The following is a 20,070-nucleotide window of genomic DNA, read 5'->3' on the forward strand; positions in this document are numbered from 1 at the left end:
CGCCAGTGGGCGGTGAGGGCCCGGAGAAAACCTCACAGGACGGCTATGGAAAACATTCTTCCTTTGTTACGATCGACCTCTCTTTTCACCGGCATCGAAGACGACGCGCTCCGCGTTCTGCTGAGCGAGCTGGGTGCGGTGATCCGCAGCTACGGCAAGGGCGAAGCCCTGGTGCAGGCGGGGATGCCCAACCGCCGGGTGGGCATCGTGCTCACCGGCAGCATCGAAGCCTACCGCCCTGCGCCGGGCGGGGCCCGTGTGCCCATCACCCGGATGGGGCCGGGCGGCGTGTTCGGCGATGTGCTGAGCGGTTCCAGTCTGGACAGCCCCGTCACCGTGGTGGCAGCTTCCAGCTGCGAGGTGCTGCTCTTCCCCTATGAGCGGCTGCTCCTCTCGGACGGCAGCGCCGCCCACCAGCAGGCGCTGCAGAACCTTGTGCGCACCATCAGCGATAAATATTTTTCCCTCTCCCGCCGCATCGACCTGCTGGTGCTCAAAAGCCTGCGGGCCAAAGTGTGCGCCTATCTGCTCAGTGAAGCCGAGCGGGCTGGCAACCTGACCTTCAGCATCCCGTTCTCCCGCATCCAGCTGGCAGATTACCTGAACTGCGACCGCAGCGCCCTCTCCCGCGAGCTGAGCCAGATGCAGCGGGACGGCCTGCTGGACACCTACCGTTCCAGCTTCAAGCTGCTGCAGCCGGATGCGCTGCGGCAGATGGTGCTCTGACGGCCCGTTCCTGCGTACAATCCATAAAACGAGGTAACATTTCATGTCCAAACCCATTCTCTGGATCGTCATCCCCTGTTACAATGAGGAAAAGGTCCTGCCCATCACGGCCCCGATGTTTTTGCAGAAGCTCCAGTCGCTGGCCGAAAAGGGCCTTGTGAGCGAGAAGAGCCGGGTGCTGTTCGTGAACGACGGCTCCCGCGATTCCACCTGGGAGCTCATCTGCCGGTTCGCAAAGGAAGATGAACACTTCATCGGCATTTCCCAGAGCCGCAACCGCGGCCACCAGAACGCCGTGCTGGCAGGCTTGATGGAGGCACTGCACAGCGGCAACTGCGATGTTACCATTTCCATCGACTGTGATGGTCAGGACGACATCAACGCCATGGACGAGATGGTTAAAAAGTATCTGGACGGTGCCGAGGTGGTCTACGGCGTGCGCAGCCGCCGCGATACAGACACCTTCTTCAAGCGCTTCACCGCCGAGGGCTTTTACCATGTGATGAACGCTCTGGGCGCAGACATCGTGTTCAACCACGCAGACTACCGCCTCATCAGCACCCGTGTGCTGGAAAGCTTTGCCGACTACAGGGAAGTGAACATTTTCCTGCGCGGCATGGTGCCGCTGGTTGGCTTCAAGAGCGAGGTAGTCACCTACGAGCGTCACGAACGCCTTGCCGGTGAGAGCCACTACCCCCTGAGCAAGATGCTGGCACTGGCCTTTGACGGCATCACCAGCCTTTCCAACAAGCCCATCCGCCTTATTACCGGATCTGGCATCGCCGTGAGCCTGGTCGGCTTTATCGGAGTCATCTGGGCCATCGTGTGCGCCGCCATGGGCAGCAGTGTGGCCGGCTGGGCCTCCATCGTGTGCATCGTCTGCTTCATGAGCGGCGTGCAGCTGGTGTGCTTAGGCGTGATCGGCGAGTATATCGGCAAAATTTATATGGAGACGAAAGCCCGTCCGCGCTACATCATCAGCGAGCGCACCTGGGCACCCTACGAAAGGAAGTATCACGGATGAGCAAACAGAGCTGGCGGGGCAGCACCCTGCTGAACCCGGAACCGCCAGTATTGGTGTCCTGCGGCGGGCTGGAAAAGCCCAATCTCATCACCATCGGCTGGACGGGCACCATCTGCACCCAGCCCAGCATGGTGTCCATCAGCGTTCGGCCGGAGCGCTACAGCCACCACCTCATTCAGGAAAGCGGGCAGTTTGCCATCAATCTGCCCACCGAAGCGCTGGTGCGTTCGGTGGACTGGTGCGGCGTAAAAAGCGGCCGTGATGTGGATAAATTTGCCGCCTGCGGCCTGCATTCTGCCCCCGGCAGCGTGCTGACCGACTGCCCCATTCTGGAAGAAAGCCCGGTCAATCTCGAATGCCGGGTCACGCAGGTCATTTCACTGGGCAGCCATGACCTCTTTCTGGCAGAGGTCGTAGCCTGCGATGTGGACGAAAGCCTGCTGGACGAAAACGGCAAGCTGTGTCTCGAAAAGGCAAAGCTCATCGTCTACAGCCACGGCGACTATCTGGCACTGGGCAAAAAGCTGGGCACCTTTGGCTACAGCGTGCGCAAGAAGAAAACGCGGCGGAAATAACTCCCGCCGCACTTGACAAAAACGATAAAACGCACTATACTAAAATCAAAGAAGGCACTGCGACAAGCGGTTGACCTCTTGCTATCAGGTTAGTTCAAAAATTGAACCGTCGCCTTTGCCGAGGTGGCGGTTCAGCGTTTTTTCACGATAATGGTGATCGTAAATTCACCAATATGGAATGTAATACGCATTGCCTCACCCCCTTTCGGGAAGTGTAGGCCAACCGCCTGCCGTATGTGCAGTGCCTTGCTACCTAAGCAGCAGATTTAGTATAGCATAGATTTCGACAAGATGCAACAAAAGCGGGAAACACGGAAGCGTTTCCCGCTTTTGTTTATTGTTCCAGCAATTCGGTCAGGCAGCGCACCGTCCGGCCATGATTTCCGGTCACGGTCTCGGCGTGGAGCAGGCTGCTCAGAACGCTTTCCTCCACGCATTCTGCCACCGCGCGGAAGAGCGGGTTGATGGCGTCATCGTGGAGGATGGCCATGGGCAGGATGGCCGTGTCGGCGTAATGCGGCATCCGGTTGGCCGTGGTAAAGGCGATCACGATCTCGCCGCTGCCGTTGCCGCAGTAGGAGCCGGTGCGGGACAGGCCCACCAGCGCCCGGTGGCAGAGCCGCCGCAGCTGGCGCTCGCTGAGCGGGATGTCCGTAGCCAACACCGTGATGATGGAGCCTTTGTCCTCATGGGGCGGGATCTTCGCATCCAGCAGTGTCTGGATGGGCGTCCCCGCCACGACGAGGTCATCGAAAACGGCATGGTTCGAGAGGACGAGCGCACCGATGGTGTAGGTCTTCCCGTCCAGCTCCACCTGCCGGGATGCCGACCCGATGCCGCCTTTCAGGCCGTGGCAGCGCATCCCGCGCCCGGCTCCGACGGCACCTTCGGCAAAGTCGGCCCGGCAGTCGGCCAACGCGGCAAAGACATGCTCTTCGGTCACATGCAGGCCCCGGATGTCGTTCAGGCCGCTGTCGTTGCACTCGCAGACGACCGGGTTCACGCTGCCGGTGGTCTCGCAGATGTCCGGATTACGCTGCAGCATATACTTCACCAGTGCCGTCTCCACGGTGCCCACACTGAGGGTATTGGTGAACAGGATCGGCGTTTCCAGCGTCCCCAGCTCGTCGATCTGGACCAGGCCGGTCGTCTTGCCGAAGCCGTTGATGACATGGCTGGCCGCCAGCACCTTATCGTGGAACACATCGCCCGGATGCGGCAGCAGGGCCGTCACGCCGGTCTGGACATTGCCGTCCGCCAGTGTGCAGTGCCCCACCGTCACGCCCGGCACATCGCTGATCTTGTTCCGGGGGCCGTGCGGCAGTCTGCCGACCCGGAAGCCCCATTTGTTCGTTTCGATTCCCATTGCAGCATCCTCCTTTGGACCAGTGCTTTTATTTTTCGTGTTTCACCCGCTCCATGGCCCCCAGGTCATACGGCGTGTTCTGGTAGACATAGTAGTTCAGCCAGTTCTCATACAGCAGGTGGGCGTGGGCACGCCAGCGGAACAGCGGCGGCTGCTCCGGATCGTCGCCGGGGTAGTAGTTCTTCGGAATGGCGATGGGCAGGCCCTTTGCCACATCCCGCTTGTACTCTGAATCCAGCGTGTATTTGTCATATTCCGGGTGGCCGGTGACAAAGATCTGCCGTCCGTTCTCGGTGCTCATGAGGAAAGGCCCGGCCGCATCGCTCTCGGCAAGGATGCGCAAAGCCTTACAGTTGTCCACATCCTCGCGGCTGATGCCGGTGTGGCGGCTGTGGGGCGCATAGAACACCTCGTCAAAGCCGCGCACCAGCGGGTTCGACGGGCGGGTGACCCGGTGCTCGAACACGCCGAACATCTTTTCCGGCAGCAGCTGCTTGTGCACGCCGTAGTGGTAGTACAGGCCAGCCTGTGCACCCCAGCACACATGCAGGGTGGAGTAGACATTCGTCTCGCTGAAGTCCATGATCTCGCACAGCTCCGGCCAGTAATCCACCTGCTCAAAGTCCATGGTCTCCACCGGTGCGCCGGTGATGATCATGCCGTCGTAGCGGTTGTTCTTCACTTCATCGAAGGTCTTGTAAAAGGCCTCCAGATGCGCCGTGGAGACATGGGTCGCCGCATGGCTGGCCGTCTGCAGCAGGGTCATGTGCACCTGCAGGGGGGTATTTGCCAGCAGACGGGCGATCTGGGTCTCGGTGGTGATCTTGGTGGGCATCAGGTTCAGGATCAGGATTTCCAGCGGGCGGATGTGCTGGGCAAGGGCGCGCTCACGATGCATGACGAAGACATTTTCCTCATAGAGGGCGTCGTAGGCGGGGAGCGTTTTGGGGATGATCAGGGGCATGACGATTTCTCCTTCGGGATCAGATTTTGTCGAGTGCCTGTGCAATATCTGCGATGAGGTCTTCGCTGCTTTCCAGACCGCAGCTCATGCGCACCAGCTCTGCGGGCACACCGGCGGCTTTCAGCTGCTCATCGTTCATCTGGCGGTGGGTGCTGGATGCAGGGTTCAGGCAGCAGGTGCGGGCATCGGCCACATGGGTCTCGATGGCTGCCAGACGCAGAGACTTCATAAAGATGCTGGCGGCTTCGCGTCCGCCGGCCAGGCCGAAGGACACCACGCCGCAGCTGCCATTCGGCAGATACTTCTCCGCCAGTGCATGGTACGGGCTGGACTCCAGGCCGCAATAGTTCACATAGGCCACCTTGGGATGGCTTTCGAGGAACTCTGCCACAGCCATGCCGTTGGCGCAGTGGCGCTGCATCCGGACATGCAGGCTTTCCAGACCGAGGTTCAGCATGTAGGCGTTCATGGGCGACTGCATGGAGCCAAAGTCACGCATCAGCTGCGCGGTAGCCTTGGTGATAAAGGCACCCTCTTTGCCGAAACGCTCGGCGTAGGTGATGCCGTGGTAGCTGTCGTCCGGGGTGCACAGGCCGGGGAACTTCTCGGCATGGGCCATCCAGTCGAACTTGCCACCGTCCACGATGGCACCGCCCAGCACCGCGCCATGACCGTCCATGTACTTGGTGGTGGAGTGGGTCACGATATCCGCGCCCCACTCAAAGGGGCGGCAGTTGACCGGCGTGGGAAAGGTGTTGTCCACGATCAGCGGCACCCCGTGGGCGTGAGCAGCCTTGGCAAACTTCTCAATGTCCAGCACGGTCAGGGCCGGGTTTGCGATGGTCTCGCCGAACACCACCTTGGTGTTGGGCTGGAATGCGGCGTTCAATTCTTCCTCGGTGCACAGCGGATCAACAAAGGTGGCATCGATTCCCATCTTCTTCATGGTGACGGAGATCAGGTTGAAGGTGCCGCCGTAGATGGTACTGGATGCCACGATGTGGTCGCCTGCTTCGCAGAGATTGAACAGGGCAAAGAAGTTTGCAGCCTGACCGCTGCTGGTCAGCATTGCGGCCGTGCCGCCTTCCAGCTCGCAGATCTTCTTAGCCACAAGGTCGCAGGTGGGGTTCTGCAGACGGGAATAGAAGTAGCCGTCAGCTTCCAGATCGAACAGCTTGCCCATGTCCTCGCTGGTGGCATACTTGAAGGTGGTGGACTGGATAATGGGGATCTGGCGGGGTTCGCCGTTGCCGGGGGTGTAACCGCCCTGCACACAGATGGTATCGCGATTCAACTACATACTCCTTTACTGGGTTTGTCCATATAGCACAATTCCCCGCAGGAGTGCTGCAGCCTCCGGCGGGGAATTGAAACGTTAAATTTTAGTTCCCGTTCGGGGGCAAAATGAGGAGAGGACTCCTTCCGTCAAAGCCTTTCGGCTTTGGCAATACCGGAAAGTTTTCCTCTTCGCCAGAGACTCCCTCTCCGAGGGAGCTGGCGCACGAAGTGCGACTGAAGGAGTTACTTCCGCAGCCGCTTATCGCTTCTGGTGGCCCAAGCAGTGCCCAAAGTCTGGAACACCTGAACCATCAGCACCAGCAAAATGACACACACGATCATGATATCGGTCTGGTAGCGGTAATAGCCGTAGGACAAAGCGATCTTGCCCAGACCGCCGCCGCCAATGACACCGGACATGGCCGAGTAGCCCAGAATGGTGGTCAGTGCGGTGGTCATGCTGGAGATCAGGCCGGGCAGGCATTCCGGGATCATCACCTTGGTAATGATCTGGAACGGCGTTGCGCCCATGCTCTGGGCCGCTTCCACCACGCCCTCGTCCAGCTCGCGCAGGCTGGTCTCCACCAGACGCGCCACGAACGGGAAGGCTGCCACCACCAGCGGAACGATGGTGGCTTTGGTACCCACCGTGGTACCCACGATGGCACGGGTAAGCGGGAATACACAGATCATCAGGATCAGGAACGGAACACTGCGCAGGATGTTGATAACGATGTTGAGAATGTGCATCAGCCAGCCGGGCAGCGGCAGAATGCCGTCCTTATCACCGGCCACCAGCAGCACACCCAGCGGCAGGCCCAGCACCAGCGCAAACGCGGTGGAAAGGACCGTTACGTAAAATGTCTCCCAGATGGCAAAGCCGTAATCTGCAATACTCATTCGCCGGTCACCTCCTCTACCGTAATGCCGGGCTGGGCGCGCATATAGGCCGCAGCCTGCTTTGCCTGCTCCACATCAGTGGGCAGCTTGAGCAGCATGGAGCCGTAGCACTGGCCGCTCAGATCACGGGTATCGGCGCTGAGTACCGACACCAGAATGCCTTTTTCTGCGGCAAGGCTTGCCACCAGCGGCTTTGCCGTGGACGAACCGTTGAAGGTGACGCGCACCACATGGTCGTCCGGTGCAAAGCTGGACAGATCCCGTGCGGCGCTGCCGCCGTTGGGTGCCACCAGACGCTTTGCTGCGGGCGTTTTGGGGTTCGAGAAGATCTCCTGCACGGAGCCTTCCTCCACCACGACGCCGCCGTCCAGAATGGCAACGTGATCGCAGATCTCTTCCACAACACTCATCTGATGGGTGATGACCACCACCGTGATGCCCAGCTTCTTGTTGATGTCCTTGATCAGGGTCAGGATAGCATGGGTGGTGTTGGGGTCCAGTGCGCTGGTGGCTTCATCGCAGAGCAGAACTTTGGGGTCCGTTGCCAGTGCGCGGGCAATGGCAATGCGCTGCTTCTGGCCGCCGGACAGCTGTGCCGGGTAGGCGTTGGCCTTATCGGGCAGGCCCACCACTTCCAGCAGCTCTCTGGCACGCTTTTCGGCATCCGCCTTTTTCACACCGGCCAGCTCCATGGGGAAGCAGATGTTCTTCAGACAGCTGCGCTGCATCAGCAGATTGAACTGCTGGAAGATCATGGTGATATCGCGGCGGCGGGCGCGCAGCTCGGCAGGCGAAAGCGTTTCCATCTCCACGCCGTCAATGACGACGCTGCCCTCGGTGGGGCGCTCCAGCAGGTTGATGCAGCGCACCAGCGTGGATTTGCCCGCACCGGACATGCCGATGATGCCATAAATGGAACCATCCGGGATGGTGAGGTTGATGTCCTTCAGCGCATTCACCGCGCCGTCCTTCATCTGGAAGGTCTTGGAAAGATGTTTGATCTCGATCACAGAAATGCTCCTTTGAATCAGACGGAGAGCTTAGCCCTCGATGGGAGACAGGTCGCTCTGCTTGCCGCCGTAGATGCCCATAGGCTCCACGTGGATGCCGGCAACCGTCACCAGATGGGTGCCGTGCTCTGCATTGAAGTCGTCCAGATACGGCTGATGCTGGAAATAGTTGGTATCGCACTGGCCGTCCTCAACGATGTTGTTGGGAATGATGTAGTCGTCGTATTCCTGAATATCCAGCGTGATGCCCTTTTCGGCCAGGATGTCCTTGCAGATCTCCAGAACCTCGCAGTGAGGAGCCGGAGTAGCAGCGCAGCTGACGGTCTCGCCGTTCAGTGCATCGTAGTCGATGGAGGAGTCATAGCCGTCGGTGGGGTTCTCCACAACGGACACCACAGCGCCCTTGTAGTTTTCATCCATGAAGTCCTTCACCTTCTGGCTCTGCAGAGCAGCGGCCAGAGCCTTGATCTTCGGCTCTTCCTGATTGCCGTCCTTGCAGACCAGAATATTGACGTAAGCAGAGGTGCCGTCCTCCATTGCCAGAGCATCGGTCATGGGGTCCAGACCAGCGGAGATGGCGTAGTTGGAGTTGATGACGGCGTAGTCCTCGTCCTGCAGGACGTTGGGCACCTGAGCAGCCTCGACCTCATCGACGGAAACATTCAGAGGGTTCTCCTCGATGTCCTTTGCGGTTGCGGTCAGGCCTGCATCAGCCTTCAGCTTAAAGAAGCCGTTCTTCTCCAGCAGGGTCAGGGCGCGTGCCTCGTTGGTGGTGTCGTTGGGCACAGCCACGCTGATCTTATCCAGCTTCTTGACCACCTCGGAAGAGGCGGCAGCGGAAGAAGCGGTGCTGCTTGCGGTGGAAGAAGAACCGCCGCATGCGGTCAGGGCAGCTGCAGCAGCTGCAGCTCCGGTAACTTTCAGAAAATCACGACGCGAAATCTTAGACATAATGTTTTCCCTCTCTTGTTGTTCCATCATTTTTTTGCACTGCGCAGCACATTTTTCTGCGCCTTGTGCAGCCGAAAGCACGAAAAAAGCGCCTCCGTCCTCGGCGGGCAACTGCCCACAAGGACGAAAGCGCATAAAACTTCCGTGGTACCACCTTGGTTTACCGCACCCTTGCGGGCACAGCCTCAATGCTGCGGCAGCGGCTTCCTCCTCCCACTGCTTACAGCCGGACGCTGTAACGGGCGCATCCCGTTGCGAACTTAGCGCTCATGCACCTCGCCCGCACAGCTCCGAGACCATTTTCAGCTTCCTGTTTCCTGCCCTTTTCCATCGCCCGGGCTTTCTGGTAAGGATCAATGCGAAGGCCTACTCTTCTCTTCACAGCCATTTTTGTGATATTGGCTTTATTCTAATCCCCTTTTCGGCATTTGTCAACCCTTTCAACGAAGTTTTTTGGTAGGGAATACCCTCTCAGGCCGCTTTGCGTCCAGCTCTCCCAAAAGGAGAGCCCTTGGCAGGCCGGGTAGACCTGCGCACTGCCGCCTGCGGCTCCCGAACGGCCGGGCCCTGTCCTCATTGCCAGCAGCCGTTTGCCTGAGCAGCAAGGCCCGTCGCCTTCCGGCAGCATGGGCCTGTGCAGTCAGCACGGCCAAGACCGGTTCGCCAGTGGCTCGCCCTGCGGGAGAGCTGGCAACGCCAAAGGCGTTGACTGAGAGGGCAAGACATGCTATCTTATAAATCAAGAACGTATGCCCTTTGCGGCACAGTAAGGAGAGACGCAATGAACGGCAGGGAATTGTATCCCGACGCAGAACTGCGCCGCCGCATCATGGATTTTATCATGGCGGCGGGCCAGACATTGCTGGAAAACGGTGCCGAGGTGTTCCGGGTGGAGCAGACCATGGAGATCATGGCCCGGTCATTCCACCTGCGGGAGTTCCACGTTTATGTGCTGACCAACGGCATCTTTGCCAGTGCGGGCACCGCCGAGATCAGCGAGGTGCGCAACGTGCCCAGCCGTACCACCCATCTGAGCCGAGTGGCTGCGGTGAACCAGCTGTCCCGTCAGATCGCAGAGGGCAGCGTGACCACCATCGACGAAGCCGAGAGCCGCCTGGTGCAGGCGCAGAGCATTCCCTTCCCGAAGGGCCGGGTGCAGCTTCTGGCCGGGCTTTCGGGCGCGTTCTGCTTTGCGCTGATCTTCGGCGGCACGCTGCGGGCCGCGCTGGTCGCTGCGGTGGCGGGCTGTGCAGCCAACGCCTATCTGCTGTTCTGCGGGCGGCACCCCATAGGCGGCGGGTTCCGCACCATCTCCACCGCTTCGCTCATCACCATCCTCTGCATTCTGGGCTGCCACCTGCTCCACACCGAGGCCAGCCACGCCATCATCGGTTCGCTGATGATCCTGACGCCGGGCATCGCGTTCACCATGGGCATCCGGGATTTCGTGCAAGGCGACTACCTTTCCGGCACCATCCGCATGATCGATGCACTGCTCATTGCGGCCAGCATTGCCATTGGCACCGGTCTGGTGCTGGGGGCCTATGCCGCATGGACGGGGGTGGTGGCCGCATGACAGAACTTCTGTTGACGAGTGAGCAGATGGGCCAGCTGGCGGCGCAGTTCTTCATTGCAGGGGTCGGCACCCTGTGCTTTGCCGTTCTCTTCGCCTCCCCTAAGCGCACCCTGCCCTACTGCGGCCTTGTCGGCGCGATGGGCTGGTTCATTTACGAGCTGGCCGTCCTCTTCGGGCTGGAAAGCTTTACCGCCTCGCTGCTGGCCGTCATCCCGCTGACGCTGCTGGCCCGCATCTTCGCCATCGTGCTCAAAACGCCGGTCACCATCTTTCTGCTGTCCGGCATCTTCCCGCTGGTGCCCGGCGCGGGCATCTACTACACCGCCTACTATTTTATACAGGGCAACAACGCTCTGGCTCTGGCCAACGGCATCTCGACGTTCAAGATCGCCGTGGCCCTTGCCATCGGCATCGCGCTGGTGCTGGGGCTTCCGCTGCCCCGCTTCAAGACCCGCCCCAAGAAATGAACAAAAACGCTCCGGCACAATGCCGGAGCGTTTTTGTTCATCAGGAGAGCAGCAGCAGCTGTGCGCCGCCTGCCATGTTCAGCTGGAAGAACGCCTTCTGGCCGTTCTCACTGTAACTGACCTGCACCGGGGTCTTGCTTCCATCGGCATGGACCTGCTGCAGGGTGTACCCCTGCACCGCAGAAGCCGGAAGCTCAATGTTCGCCGTGACGTCCGAGTCCATCACACGGGCATCGGTGACGACCGTGTTGCTCTTGACCTTGCCGCACTTGGTGCAGACGACCTTGTTCATGCAGGTCTGGTAATAGAAGGCCACCGTCATGATCTTCGGGCCGTCCTGCAGGCTGCCCTCATAGATTTCGAGGTTGGAGAAGTTCGAGAAGGTGTTCTTCACCTTGGTCAGGCGCTGTACGGGGTCTTTTCTGCCCTCTTTGCCGCAGTGCGGGCAGAGGGTGAAGGTCTTTCCATCCAGCGTGAAGTCGGTAGGCACACAGTCCTCACGATACTCCACGAAGGTCTTCCACTCGTGCTCGTTCTCCTTGCACTCCTTCCGGGCCGGTTCCTCTGCAACGCCGGATACAGCCCCGCCCACCAGGATGCAGACAGAAAGCCCCAGCATGGCGAGCGTTTTCAGGATTCGTTTTCTCATAGCAGTTCCTTTCTCCCTGCCGGTCTGGCAGAGCTGCGCGGTGAAATGCGGTCTGTTTTTCGCTTTCACGCTGTTTTTTGTGCCTTCATTATACCATTTGGTGGAAAACGCTGTCAATTGTTCCTTTTTAACCGGTGCTTGCGCAGGCGGGCCGTTCGCGCTATACTGTTCTCAGAACGATCGAAAGGAGACGCTCTCATGTCTGTTATGGATACTCTTGTCAGCCGCCGCACCTACCGCCGCTTTGCACAGAAAGCTGTTCCGCAGGATGTGGTGGATGATATCGTCGAGGCCGTCCGCCTGTCCTCCTGCGGAGCCAACCGTCAGGCTGTGCGTCTGGTGGTGGTGAACAAGCCCGAGGCGGTGGCAAAGGTGCAGCCGCTGGTCAAGTGGGCTGCCTATCTGCCGCCGGAGCAGGGCACGCCCAAAGCCGACGAGCTGCCCACCCTGTATGTGGCCGTGGTGCAGGACACTTCCATCCCCGGCGACCTTGCCACCGATACCGGCATCGCCCTTGCCAACATGACCCTTGCCGCATGGGACAAAGGCGTGGGCAGCTGCATCATGGGCGCGATCAACAAGCCTGCCCTCACCGAACTGCTCCACATCAAGGAGCCGGAAAAGCTGGCATTCATGGTGGCGTTCGGCTACCCCACCCACGAAGCCCACATCGTCCCCCTGACCGGGGAGACCGGCGTGAAGTATTATCTGGACGGCCAGAAGGACTACTGTGTGCCGAAGCGGAGTGCTGAGGAGATCGCACGGTATTTGTAAGGTCTCTCTTCGTACAACCTCTCCGTCGAGCCTGCCGGCTCGGAGCCATGACAGAGAGGTTTTTGCATATATTCATTCATTTTCCCGGTATGATTGCATAAGTGTTCTCAAAACGGTTTCATTTTTATCGAATTTTTGCACAACGCTTGACTTTTTTATTTGTGCAATCTATACTAGACCCGTTCTCTGATGTTTCGATGAATCGCATCGCCGCAGAGAGATGAAAGATTATACAATCAATCGAGGAGTGTTTGAATATGAAAAAGATCTCTCGTCGCAGCTTTCTGGCAGCTGCCGGTCTGTCCGTTGCCGCTCTGGCTCTGACCGCCTGCGGTGGTTCTTCCGCAAGCACCGCTTCCTCCGTGGCAAGCTCTGCTGCCGCTTCTTCTGAGGCTGCTTCCACCAGCGCTGCCGCTGGCGAGCTGACCACCGTTGAGGCCGGCAAGCTGACCATGGCTACCAACGCTGCCTTCCCTCCGTATGAGATGACCACCGATGCGGGCGAGTTTGAGGGCATCGACATCGAGACTGCTCAGGCCATCGCTGACAAGCTGGGTCTGGAGCTGCAGATCGATGATATGGACTTTGACGCCGCTCTGCTGAGCGTGCAGCAGGGTAAGGCCGATATCGTCATGGCCGGCGTTACCGTTACCGACGAGCGCAAGGCTGTGATGGACTTCTCCGACAGCTACGCTACCGGCATCCAGTCCATCATCGTTCCCGAAGGCTCCGATATCGCCTCTCCGGATGATCTGGCAGGCAAGAAGATCGGCACCCAGCGCGGCACCACCGGCTACATCTACTGCTCCGATGACTTCGGCGATGACGCCGTGGTGGCTTACGACGACGGTCTGACCGCTGTGCAGGCTCTGAACAATGGTCAGGTGGATGCCGTTGTCATCGACAACGCTCCCGCCCAGGAGTTCATTGCTGCCAACCCCGGCCTGAAGATCCTGGATACCAGCTACGCCGAGGAAGATTACGCCATTGGTATGGCAAAGGGTTCTTCTCTGGAAGATGCCGTCAACGCCGCTCTGGAAGAGCTGAAGGCTGACGGCACCCTGCAGTCCATCGTGGACAAGTACATCACCGCTGAATAATCAGCTGGCTGATAACGGAACCACGGGGAGGCAGCCCCCAACTGGGGCACCTCCCCTTTTTTGGAAAAATAAGGTTACAAAATTCTAACAAAACAGGAAAGTGAGGATGCGAATGGCTGCTCAATACGAACTGCTCAAAGAGCTGCTCAACAGCGGCACCAAGCTGAACTTCGGGCAGGAGTTCTTCTTCAAATTTTATCAGGCCTTCATCCTGAAAGACCGCTGGACGCAGTACATCAACGGCGTGGGCACCACCCTGCTGGTCACTGCCATTGCGCTGGCACTGGGCATCGTGCTGGGCAGCGTGGTGGCACTGGTGCGTGTGGCACACGATCAGCAGCGCCCCGGCCGCAGAAACCCGGTGTTGGGCTTCTTCAACATCATCTGCGAAATTTACACCACCATCATCCGCGGCACGCCCATGATGGTGCAGCTGCTCATCATGAGCATGGTCATCTTTGCCAACAGCCGCAACTTTACCATGGTGGGTGCGCTGGCACTGGGCATCAACTCCGGTGCCTATGTTTCGGAGATCATCCGCGGCGGCCTGATGGCCGTTGACCCCGGCCAGATGGAGGCCGGACGTAGCCTTGGCCTGAACTACATGACCACCATGGTGGTCATCATCATCCCGCAGGCCATCCGTGCGGTGCTGCCCGCACTGGGCAACGAGTTCATCGTCCTGCTGAAGGATACCTCCCTGATCACGGTCATCGGCGGCAAGGAGCTGCTGTACGCCGCGCAGGGCATCATGAACCGCACCTACGAACCCATGTTCCCGTTGTGCGGCGTTGCACTTGTTTATTTGATTCTCGTCATGCTGTTCACCCGTCTGCTGGCAAAGTTTGAGAGGAGGCTGGCTCAAAGTGACCGATAAAATTCTGGAAGTCCGCGGCCTGACAAAAACCTACGGCGGCGAAAAGAAGCCGGGCGCAAAGCTGCCCACCCCCACTCTGGACGTGCTGAAGGGCATCGACATCGACATCTACCGCGGCGACGTGGTGTGCCTGATTGGACCCTCCGGCTGCGGCAAGTCCACCTTTCTGCGGTGCCTGAACCGCCTGGAGATCCCCACCGGCGGCTCCATCAAGTTTGAGGGCGTCGAGATCGATGACAGCCACATTGATGCCGTCCGCCAGAAGATGGGCATGGTGTTCCAGCACTTCAACCTCTTCCCCCACCTGACTGTGAAGAAAAATCTGGACCTGGCCCCCACCCTGCTGAAGCTGAAGAACCAGCAGGAAGCTGACAAGCGCGCCGAAGAGCTGCTGGCCCGCGTGGGCCTGGCCGACAAGGCCGATGCCTACCCCAAGAGCCTTTCCGGCGGCCAGCAGCAGCGTATTGCCATTGCCCGTGCCCTTGCCATGGACCCGGACGTGATCCTGTTCGACGAGCCCACCAGCGCCCTCGACCCCGAAATGGTGGGCGAGGTTCTGGAACTGATGAAGGAGCTGGCCCACACCGGCATCACCATGCTGGTGGTCACCCACGAGATGGGCTTCGCCCGCGAGGTGTCCAACCGCGTCATCTTCATCGACGACGGCAAGATCCAGGAGGACGAGCCGCCGCAGGAGCTGTTCACGAATCCGAAGCATCCCAGACTGAAAGCATTCCTTTCCAAGATGCTGTAATATCGCTTCCAACAAAAAAATCTCCGCGCAGATGCGCGGAGATTTTTTTGTTTCCTGCTGCCTGCTCAGGCATTCAGCACCGATTTTCCCGTCAGGGGGTCCGGAATGCCCAGCAGGGCCAGAATGATGGCCATGCGGATATACACACCATTGTGCACTTGATCAAAGTAGGCGGCACGCGGGTCGTCATCCACATCCTTTTTGATCTCGTCGATGCGGGGCAGCGGATGCAGCACCGGCATATCAGCCGGAGCCTGCTCCAGCAGCTTTGCATTCAGGGAGTAGCAGCCCTTCAACCGGAGGTATTCTTCCTCGTTGAAAAAGCGCTCCTGCTGGATACGAGTCATGTAGAGGACATCGAGGGTGGGCAGCTCGGCTTCGAGGTCGGCGGTCTCCTTGTAGGTCTGGTGGAGCGGCGTCAGGGTCTCGTCCTTAACGTACTGCGGTAGGCGCAGATCTTCCGGCGAGATGAACACGAACCGGTTGCCCTCAAACTGGCTCAGCGCAGCGGTCAGGGAGTGGACCGTGCGGCCAAACTTGAGGTCGCCGCAGAAGCCGATAGTCAAATGATCCAGCCGCCCCTTGCGCTGGCGGATCGTCATGAGGTCGATCATGGTCTGGCTGGGATGCGCGTGCCCACCGTCGCCTGCATTGATCACCGGCACACGTGCAGAAAGGGATGCCCGCAGCGGTGCGCCCTCTTTGGGGTGGCGCATGGCGATCACATCGGCGTAGTTGCTCACCACACGGGCGGTGTCCTCCACCGTCTCGCCCTTGCTGGCGGAAGAAAGCTGTGCCCCTGCAAAGCCCAGTGTCTTGCCGCCCAGCCGCAGCATGGCCGATTCAAACGAAAGGCGGGTGCGGGTGGAAGGCTCATAGAACAGCGTTGCCAGAATGCGCCCATCGCACAGGTGGGCATAGGGTGCCGGGTCGGCCTCCATCCGGTCGGCAAGATCCAGAAGGGCCAGCTGCTCTTCCAGAGAAAAGCTGTTGGGCTCAATAAAGTGTCTCACAGCCATGCTCCTTTCAGCACGAACTTCTCGCGCTCGGCTCCGGTGGAGACGAACTGGATCTCATGGCCCAGCTGCTTTTCCAGAAATTCCACGTAAGCCTTGGCCTCTTTGGGCAGCTCATCCCAGCTCTTGCAGCCGGAGATATCCTTGTTCCAGCCGGGCAGCATAGTGACCACCGGCTCTACACGGTCAAGGTCGGACAGCGGGTCGAAGCTGGGGACTTGCACGCCATCCAATGTGTAACCGGTGATCACCGGGATCTCTTTCATGCTGCTGAGCACATCCAGCTTCGTCAGGGCGATCTTGTCTGCGCCCTGACAGGTAAGGCCGTAGCGGCTGGCCACACAGTCGAAGGGGCCGACACGGCGCGGACGGCCGGTGGCTGCACCATACTCGCCGCCTGCCTTGCGCAGCTGTTCATTCCAGTCCTCGCTCATGGCGTTCTCGGCGGCAAAGGGGCCTGCACCCACGCAGGTGGAGTAGGCTTTCAGCACGCCCACCACATGGTCAAGACGGCAGTTCGGAATGCCTGCGCCCAGCGGCGCATAGGCTGCCAGCGTGTTGGAGCTGGAAGTGAACGGGAAGATACCATAATCGATATCGCGCATGGCACCCAGCTGGGCTTCCAGCACGATGCGCTTGCCGCTGTCGTGAGCCTGCTGCAAAAAGGCGCCCACGTCGCAGATGAACGGTGCGAATCGCTCGGCCTGGGTCCTGCACCAGTCCAGCAGCGCGTCATAGGACATCTTTTCCTGATGATAGCAGCCACCCAGCTCCAGATTCTTGGATTCCAGGATCATGTGCAGGCGGTCCTGCACGCGCTTTTCGTCCAGATGCAGCAGATCGCCCAGACGCAGGGTCTTTTTGCGGTATTTGTCGCTGTAGGCGTAGGCAATGCCGCGGCGGGTAGAACCAAAGGCCGCACCCTTCTGGGCAAGGCGGTCCTCTTCCAAGCCGTCCTGCACCTTGTGCCACGGCATGGAGATGGTGGCCTTGTCGGAGAGCTTCAGATTTTTGGGGCCGATCTCCACGCCGCGGGCCTCGATGGCCTGCATCTCGTTCGAGAGGTGGTCGAGGTCGATGACCATACCGGTGCCCAGCACACAGGTGACATCCGGGTGCAGGATGCCGGAGGGCAGCAGGTTCAGGATGAACTTGCCCTGCTCCGTTACAACGGTGTGGCCGGCATTGTTGCCGCCCTGATAGCGGGCAACAACATCGGCATGTTCGGCTAACAGATCGATGACGCGGCCCTTGCCCTCATCGCCCCAATTGATACCAGTAACTGCGGTAAGCATAATTTGTTATAACCTTCTTTTTGTTGTTCTCAATGGTCTGCGCTCTGGTGGGCAGACCGTAGTTTTTTCAGATTTCCTCTTGCAATTTTTGATTGCGGTGTTATTATACTAGCAAGTAGAGAATGTGTAAAAAGTATCCTGCACATGGCTGCAATATGATTTTTACATAGAGGAGGGTAACATCTCATGTATGTGGACTGGGAATATTACAAAATCTTTTATTATGTCGCGAAATATCAGAATTTCACCAAAGCCGCGCGGGTGCTGGGCAACAACCAGCCCAACATCACCCACTCGATGAACCGGCTGGAAAGCCAGCTGAATTGTGTACTGTTCATCCGCTCCAACCGCGGCGTTACCCTTACCCCGGAGGGTGAACTGCTTTACTCCCGCATTGCATCTGCGGCGGTGCAGATTCAGGATGCAGAAGAAGAGCTGAGCGCCAGCGCCACGCTGGAACACGGTGCGATCAGCATCAGCGCTACCGAAACTGCGCTGAACATCTACCTTGCAGAAAAGCTGCGCGCCTTCCACACGGACTATCCCGGCATCCGCCTGCGCATCTCCAACCACTCCACGCCGCAGGCTTTGCAGGCCGTGAAAAACGGCGAGGTGGATTTTGCCATCATCACCACCCCTGCCGAGGTGGAAAGCGGCCTGAAAATGGTGGAGCTGAAGCCTTTTTATGAGGTGCTTGTGGGCGGCAGGACCTTTACTGCCCTTTCCAGCCAGAACCTTTCGCTGAAGGAGCTGAACAATTATCCGCTGATCTCCCTGAGCGACGAAAGCATGACCCGCGCCTTTTACCGGCAGTTCTTCCTCGACCACGACGCAGTGCTCCGGCCCGACACCGAGGCCGCTACCACCGACCAGATGCTCACGCTGGTCAAAAGCGAGCTGGGCCTTGCCTTTGTGCCGGAATCCATGGCGGCCGAGCCGCTGGCGCGGGGCGAGATCGTCCAGCTCCATCTGCGGGAGATCATCCCCCAGCGCTCCATCTGCCTGGTCTACGACCACCACCGCCCGCTGAACACCGCTGCGCGCAAGTTCCAGAAGCTGCTGACCAGCCCGGAAGAGACGCATTGAAAAAATGCACCCGCACTCTTTTGTTCCCGGAACGCAAAAAAGCCCCAGAAACACAAAAACCCGCCTGGCAGCGGGCTTTTGTGTATAGAGGGGTGGGAAAGTATATAAAGTTGGGAATCGCATTTTCAGTGGCAGGAGCACAGCATTCTTGCCGTTTGCCCCCTGCGATATGTATTATACCCCTTTTTGTTTTCTTGTCAAACAAAATTTTCCGGTTTTGCTTTAAATTAAGTCTTTACTTTTTCGATAAAACTTTATATAATTAACGCAGTCAGATTTTTTCTGCTTCTTTTCGATGTTTGTGCTATTTTTACAACAATAAAACTTTACTTTCAAAAAATTTTATACAATCCAACATATTTTCAAAAAGGAGTATTCCCCATGGATGATCTGGATCGTAAGATTCTCTCCCTGCTGGCAAAGAACGCACGGATGCCGGTCAAGGAGATTGCCGAGCAGGTATCGCTGACCAGTCCTGCTGTTTCCAGCCGCATTCACAAGCTTGAAACGGATGGCATCATCAGCGGCTACACCGTCACCCTGAACCGCCCCGCTGACCGGATGTATGTGGATGCCCTCATCAGCCTGTCCGTGACGCCCAGCCACCGGGACGAGCTGGTGGAACTGATGCAGAACAGCAAGGAAGTGCTGCAGTGCTACCACGTCACGGGTGCATACACCTTCCTTGTCAAGGTGAGCTGCGGCAGCATGCCCCAGCTGGAACACCTGATCCTGCAGTTCCAGAAGCTGGGCACCACCAGCACCCAGATCATCCTTTCCACGCCGGTGAACCACGGCGAGCTGGAAGCAATGATGCTGTAAGACCACCCATCCCATAAAATATTTCATCCACCGCCGAGGCAGAATGCAATTTTTTGCCCCGGCGGTTCGTATATCCGGTACAAGGCCCTTCCGCCGCCCGCATAGATCGGCGCGGGGCGGGCATCCTAATGATACGCGCGGGGACTCCCCGCACACTGTTTGCAATGAAAGGAATCCAGCCTATGAAGTCCATGACCAAACGCCTCCTCGCCGCCCTGCTGGCTGTGGCCGCTCTGTTCGCTCTGGCGGGCTGCAGCAAGTCCGACAAGGCCGACGCTGCCCCCAAAGACTATACGAAGATCATCCACGATGCCCGCACCGACGAGGACAACGAATACGATATGATCTTCTCCCCCGGCGAAGACGGCAAGTTCACCGCCCAGTACGGCTACAGCGACAGCTATGACGCCACCCAGCTGGACGAAGAGATCCGCAATATGCTGCTCCCCCTGCTGAACCTCGAAGAGGACATGTACACCGACTTTGCTGCCTCTGTTTCCTCCATGATGGTGCGCAGCTACGCCGTTGCCATCGTAAAGCCCGCCGAGGGCAAGACCGATGCCGTGAAGCAGGCGCTGCAGGATTTCGTCACCCATGAGCAGATGTCCATGGAGCACTATCTGGAAGACCAGTACCAGATTGCCAAGGCAGCCAAAGTGGAAGTCCTGCCCTCCGGTGAGGTCGTACTCGTCTGCTGCGAGAACAGCGACGCCGTCCTGTCCGCCATCAAAACGGCGCTGGCCGCATAAGCTCCTCCGCCTTCCCGCTTTCACCGCGCTCTGTTTTGGGGGCGCGGTGTTTTATTTTCTTCCGCAAAACGGGTCAAATGGGCACTCTGTGCAAAAAGTTTTTTCAAAATC

At 58.8% G+C, this 20,070-nt stretch carries 21 protein-coding genes; 12 read left to right on the forward strand and 9 right to left on the reverse strand.

Annotation, left to right across the window (positions count from 1 at the left end):
- Window positions 1–63: 63 nt before the first annotated feature.
- The 3 genes from ACNQFG_RS14905 to ACNQFG_RS14915 are packed head-to-tail and all read left to right on the forward strand — an operon-like array spanning window position 64 to window position 2,325.
- Window positions 64–726, forward strand: coding sequence for a Crp/Fnr family transcriptional regulator (locus ACNQFG_RS14905; protein ID WP_423405423.1), 663 nt, complete (start codon window positions 64–66; stop codon window positions 724–726).
- Window positions 727–769: 43 nt separating this feature from the next.
- Window positions 770–1,750 (forward strand): glycosyltransferase family 2 protein, encoded by a 981-nt coding sequence (locus tag ACNQFG_RS14910; RefSeq protein ID WP_423405424.1) that lies wholly within the window; start codon window positions 770–772, stop codon window positions 1,748–1,750.
- Window positions 1,747–2,325, forward strand: coding sequence for a flavin reductase family protein (locus tag ACNQFG_RS14915; protein ID WP_423405425.1), 579 nt, complete (start codon window positions 1,747–1,749; stop codon window positions 2,323–2,325). Before ACNQFG_RS14910 ends, ACNQFG_RS14915 begins: the two co-directional genes overlap by 4 nt.
- 334 nt (window positions 2,326–2,659) lie before the next feature.
- Here ACNQFG_RS14915 and ACNQFG_RS14920 read toward each other — a convergent pair whose 3' ends face one another.
- The 6 genes from ACNQFG_RS14920 to ACNQFG_RS14945 form a co-directional block, all read right to left on the reverse strand.
- Window positions 2,660–3,691, reverse strand: coding sequence for a P1 family peptidase (locus tag ACNQFG_RS14920; RefSeq protein ID WP_097791939.1), 1,032 nt, complete (start codon window positions 3,689–3,691; stop codon window positions 2,660–2,662).
- 28 nt (window positions 3,692–3,719) lie between these two features.
- The gene (gene metA, locus ACNQFG_RS14925) at window positions 3,720–4,655 is read right to left on the reverse strand and encodes a homoserine O-acetyltransferase MetA (RefSeq protein WP_423405426.1); all 936 of its coding nucleotides are present in this window, start codon (window positions 4,653–4,655) and stop codon (window positions 3,720–3,722) included.
- 19 nt (window positions 4,656–4,674) lie between these two features.
- Window positions 4,675–5,949, reverse strand: a complete 1,275-nt coding sequence (locus tag ACNQFG_RS14930) for an O-acetylhomoserine aminocarboxypropyltransferase/cysteine synthase family protein (protein ID WP_423405427.1) — start codon at window positions 5,947–5,949, stop codon at window positions 4,675–4,677.
- Between the two features lie 227 nt (window positions 5,950–6,176).
- The gene (locus ACNQFG_RS14935) at window positions 6,177–6,833 is read right to left on the reverse strand and encodes a methionine ABC transporter permease (RefSeq protein ID WP_097773982.1); all 657 of its coding nucleotides are present in this window, start codon (window positions 6,831–6,833) and stop codon (window positions 6,177–6,179) included.
- Entirely contained in the window at window positions 6,830–7,843 is a 1,014-nt protein-coding gene (locus ACNQFG_RS14940) for a methionine ABC transporter ATP-binding protein (protein ID WP_423405428.1), read from the reverse strand. The genes ACNQFG_RS14935 and ACNQFG_RS14940 overlap by 4 nt, the downstream gene beginning before the upstream one ends.
- Window positions 7,844–7,873: 30 nt before the next feature.
- Entirely contained in the window at window positions 7,874–8,794 is a 921-nt protein-coding gene (locus tag ACNQFG_RS14945) for a MetQ/NlpA family ABC transporter substrate-binding protein (protein WP_423405429.1), read from the reverse strand.
- 781 nt (window positions 8,795–9,575) lie between these two features.
- Between ACNQFG_RS14945 and ACNQFG_RS14950 the strand changes: the two genes are divergently transcribed.
- Window positions 9,576–10,370, forward strand: a complete 795-nt coding sequence (locus ACNQFG_RS14950) for a threonine/serine ThrE exporter family protein (RefSeq protein WP_423405430.1) — start codon at window positions 9,576–9,578, stop codon at window positions 10,368–10,370.
- A complete protein-coding gene (locus ACNQFG_RS14955) occupies window positions 10,367–10,837 on the forward strand; it encodes a threonine/serine exporter family protein (protein ID WP_423405431.1) in 471 nt (156 codons plus the stop codon). Before ACNQFG_RS14950 ends, ACNQFG_RS14955 begins: the two co-directional genes overlap by 4 nt.
- Before the next feature lie 40 nt (window positions 10,838–10,877).
- On the opposite strand, the gene ACNQFG_RS14960 is transcribed toward ACNQFG_RS14955, so the two are convergent.
- A complete protein-coding gene (locus tag ACNQFG_RS14960; RefSeq protein WP_423405432.1) occupies window positions 10,878–11,486 on the reverse strand; it encodes a hypothetical protein in 609 nt (202 codons plus the stop codon).
- A 198-nt stretch (window positions 11,487–11,684) separates the two neighbouring features.
- Here ACNQFG_RS14960 and ACNQFG_RS14965 point away from each other — a divergent pair, with 198 nt between their 5' ends.
- The 4 genes from ACNQFG_RS14965 (at window position 11,685) to ACNQFG_RS14980 (ending at window position 14,991) form a co-directional block, all read left to right on the forward strand.
- Window positions 11,685–12,260, forward strand: coding sequence for a nitroreductase family protein (locus ACNQFG_RS14965; RefSeq protein WP_423405433.1), 576 nt, complete (start codon window positions 11,685–11,687; stop codon window positions 12,258–12,260).
- Window positions 12,261–12,517: 257 nt separating this feature from the next.
- Window positions 12,518–13,360, forward strand: a complete 843-nt coding sequence (locus tag ACNQFG_RS14970; protein WP_423405434.1) for an amino acid ABC transporter substrate-binding protein — start codon at window positions 12,518–12,520, stop codon at window positions 13,358–13,360.
- Between the two features lie 112 nt (window positions 13,361–13,472).
- The gene (locus tag ACNQFG_RS14975; protein ID WP_423405435.1) at window positions 13,473–14,237 is read left to right on the forward strand and encodes an amino acid ABC transporter permease; all 765 of its coding nucleotides are present in this window, start codon (window positions 13,473–13,475) and stop codon (window positions 14,235–14,237) included.
- Window positions 14,227–14,991, forward strand: coding sequence for an amino acid ABC transporter ATP-binding protein (locus ACNQFG_RS14980; RefSeq protein WP_423405436.1), 765 nt, complete (start codon window positions 14,227–14,229; stop codon window positions 14,989–14,991). The genes ACNQFG_RS14975 and ACNQFG_RS14980 overlap by 11 nt, the downstream gene beginning before the upstream one ends.
- 65 nt (window positions 14,992–15,056) lie before the next feature.
- Here ACNQFG_RS14980 and pyrB read toward each other — a convergent pair whose 3' ends face one another.
- Both pyrB and ACNQFG_RS14990 read right to left on the reverse strand, forming a co-directional pair.
- Window positions 15,057–16,010 (reverse strand): aspartate carbamoyltransferase, encoded by a 954-nt coding sequence (pyrB, locus tag ACNQFG_RS14985; RefSeq protein ID WP_423405437.1) that lies wholly within the window; start codon window positions 16,008–16,010, stop codon window positions 15,057–15,059.
- Window positions 16,001–17,302, reverse strand: a complete 1,302-nt coding sequence (locus tag ACNQFG_RS14990) for an adenylosuccinate synthase (RefSeq protein ID WP_423405438.1) — start codon at window positions 17,300–17,302, stop codon at window positions 16,001–16,003. The genes pyrB and ACNQFG_RS14990 overlap by 10 nt, the downstream gene beginning before the upstream one ends.
- 186 nt (window positions 17,303–17,488) lie before the next feature.
- Between ACNQFG_RS14990 and ACNQFG_RS14995 the strand changes: the two genes are divergently transcribed.
- The 3 genes from ACNQFG_RS14995 to ACNQFG_RS15005 all read left to right on the forward strand — a co-directional run bounded on the left by ACNQFG_RS14995 (window position 17,489) and on the right by ACNQFG_RS15005 (window position 19,959).
- On the forward strand, window positions 17,489–18,388 hold the full coding sequence (locus ACNQFG_RS14995; protein WP_423405439.1) for a LysR family transcriptional regulator: 900 nt from the start codon (window positions 17,489–17,491) through the stop codon (window positions 18,386–18,388).
- 381 nt (window positions 18,389–18,769) lie between these two features.
- On the forward strand, window positions 18,770–19,210 hold the full coding sequence (locus ACNQFG_RS15000; RefSeq protein ID WP_423405440.1) for an Lrp/AsnC family transcriptional regulator: 441 nt from the start codon (window positions 18,770–18,772) through the stop codon (window positions 19,208–19,210).
- Between the two features lie 191 nt (window positions 19,211–19,401).
- Window positions 19,402–19,959, forward strand: coding sequence for a DUF4358 domain-containing protein (locus tag ACNQFG_RS15005; RefSeq protein ID WP_423405441.1), 558 nt, complete (start codon window positions 19,402–19,404; stop codon window positions 19,957–19,959).
- Window positions 19,960–20,070 lie beyond the last annotated feature (111 nt).

Origin of the sequence: Faecalibacterium prausnitzii (genome assembly GCF_049532945.1) — a bacterium.
Taxonomy (GTDB): Bacteria; Bacillota; Clostridia; order Oscillospirales; family Ruminococcaceae; genus Faecalibacterium; species Faecalibacterium prausnitzii_N.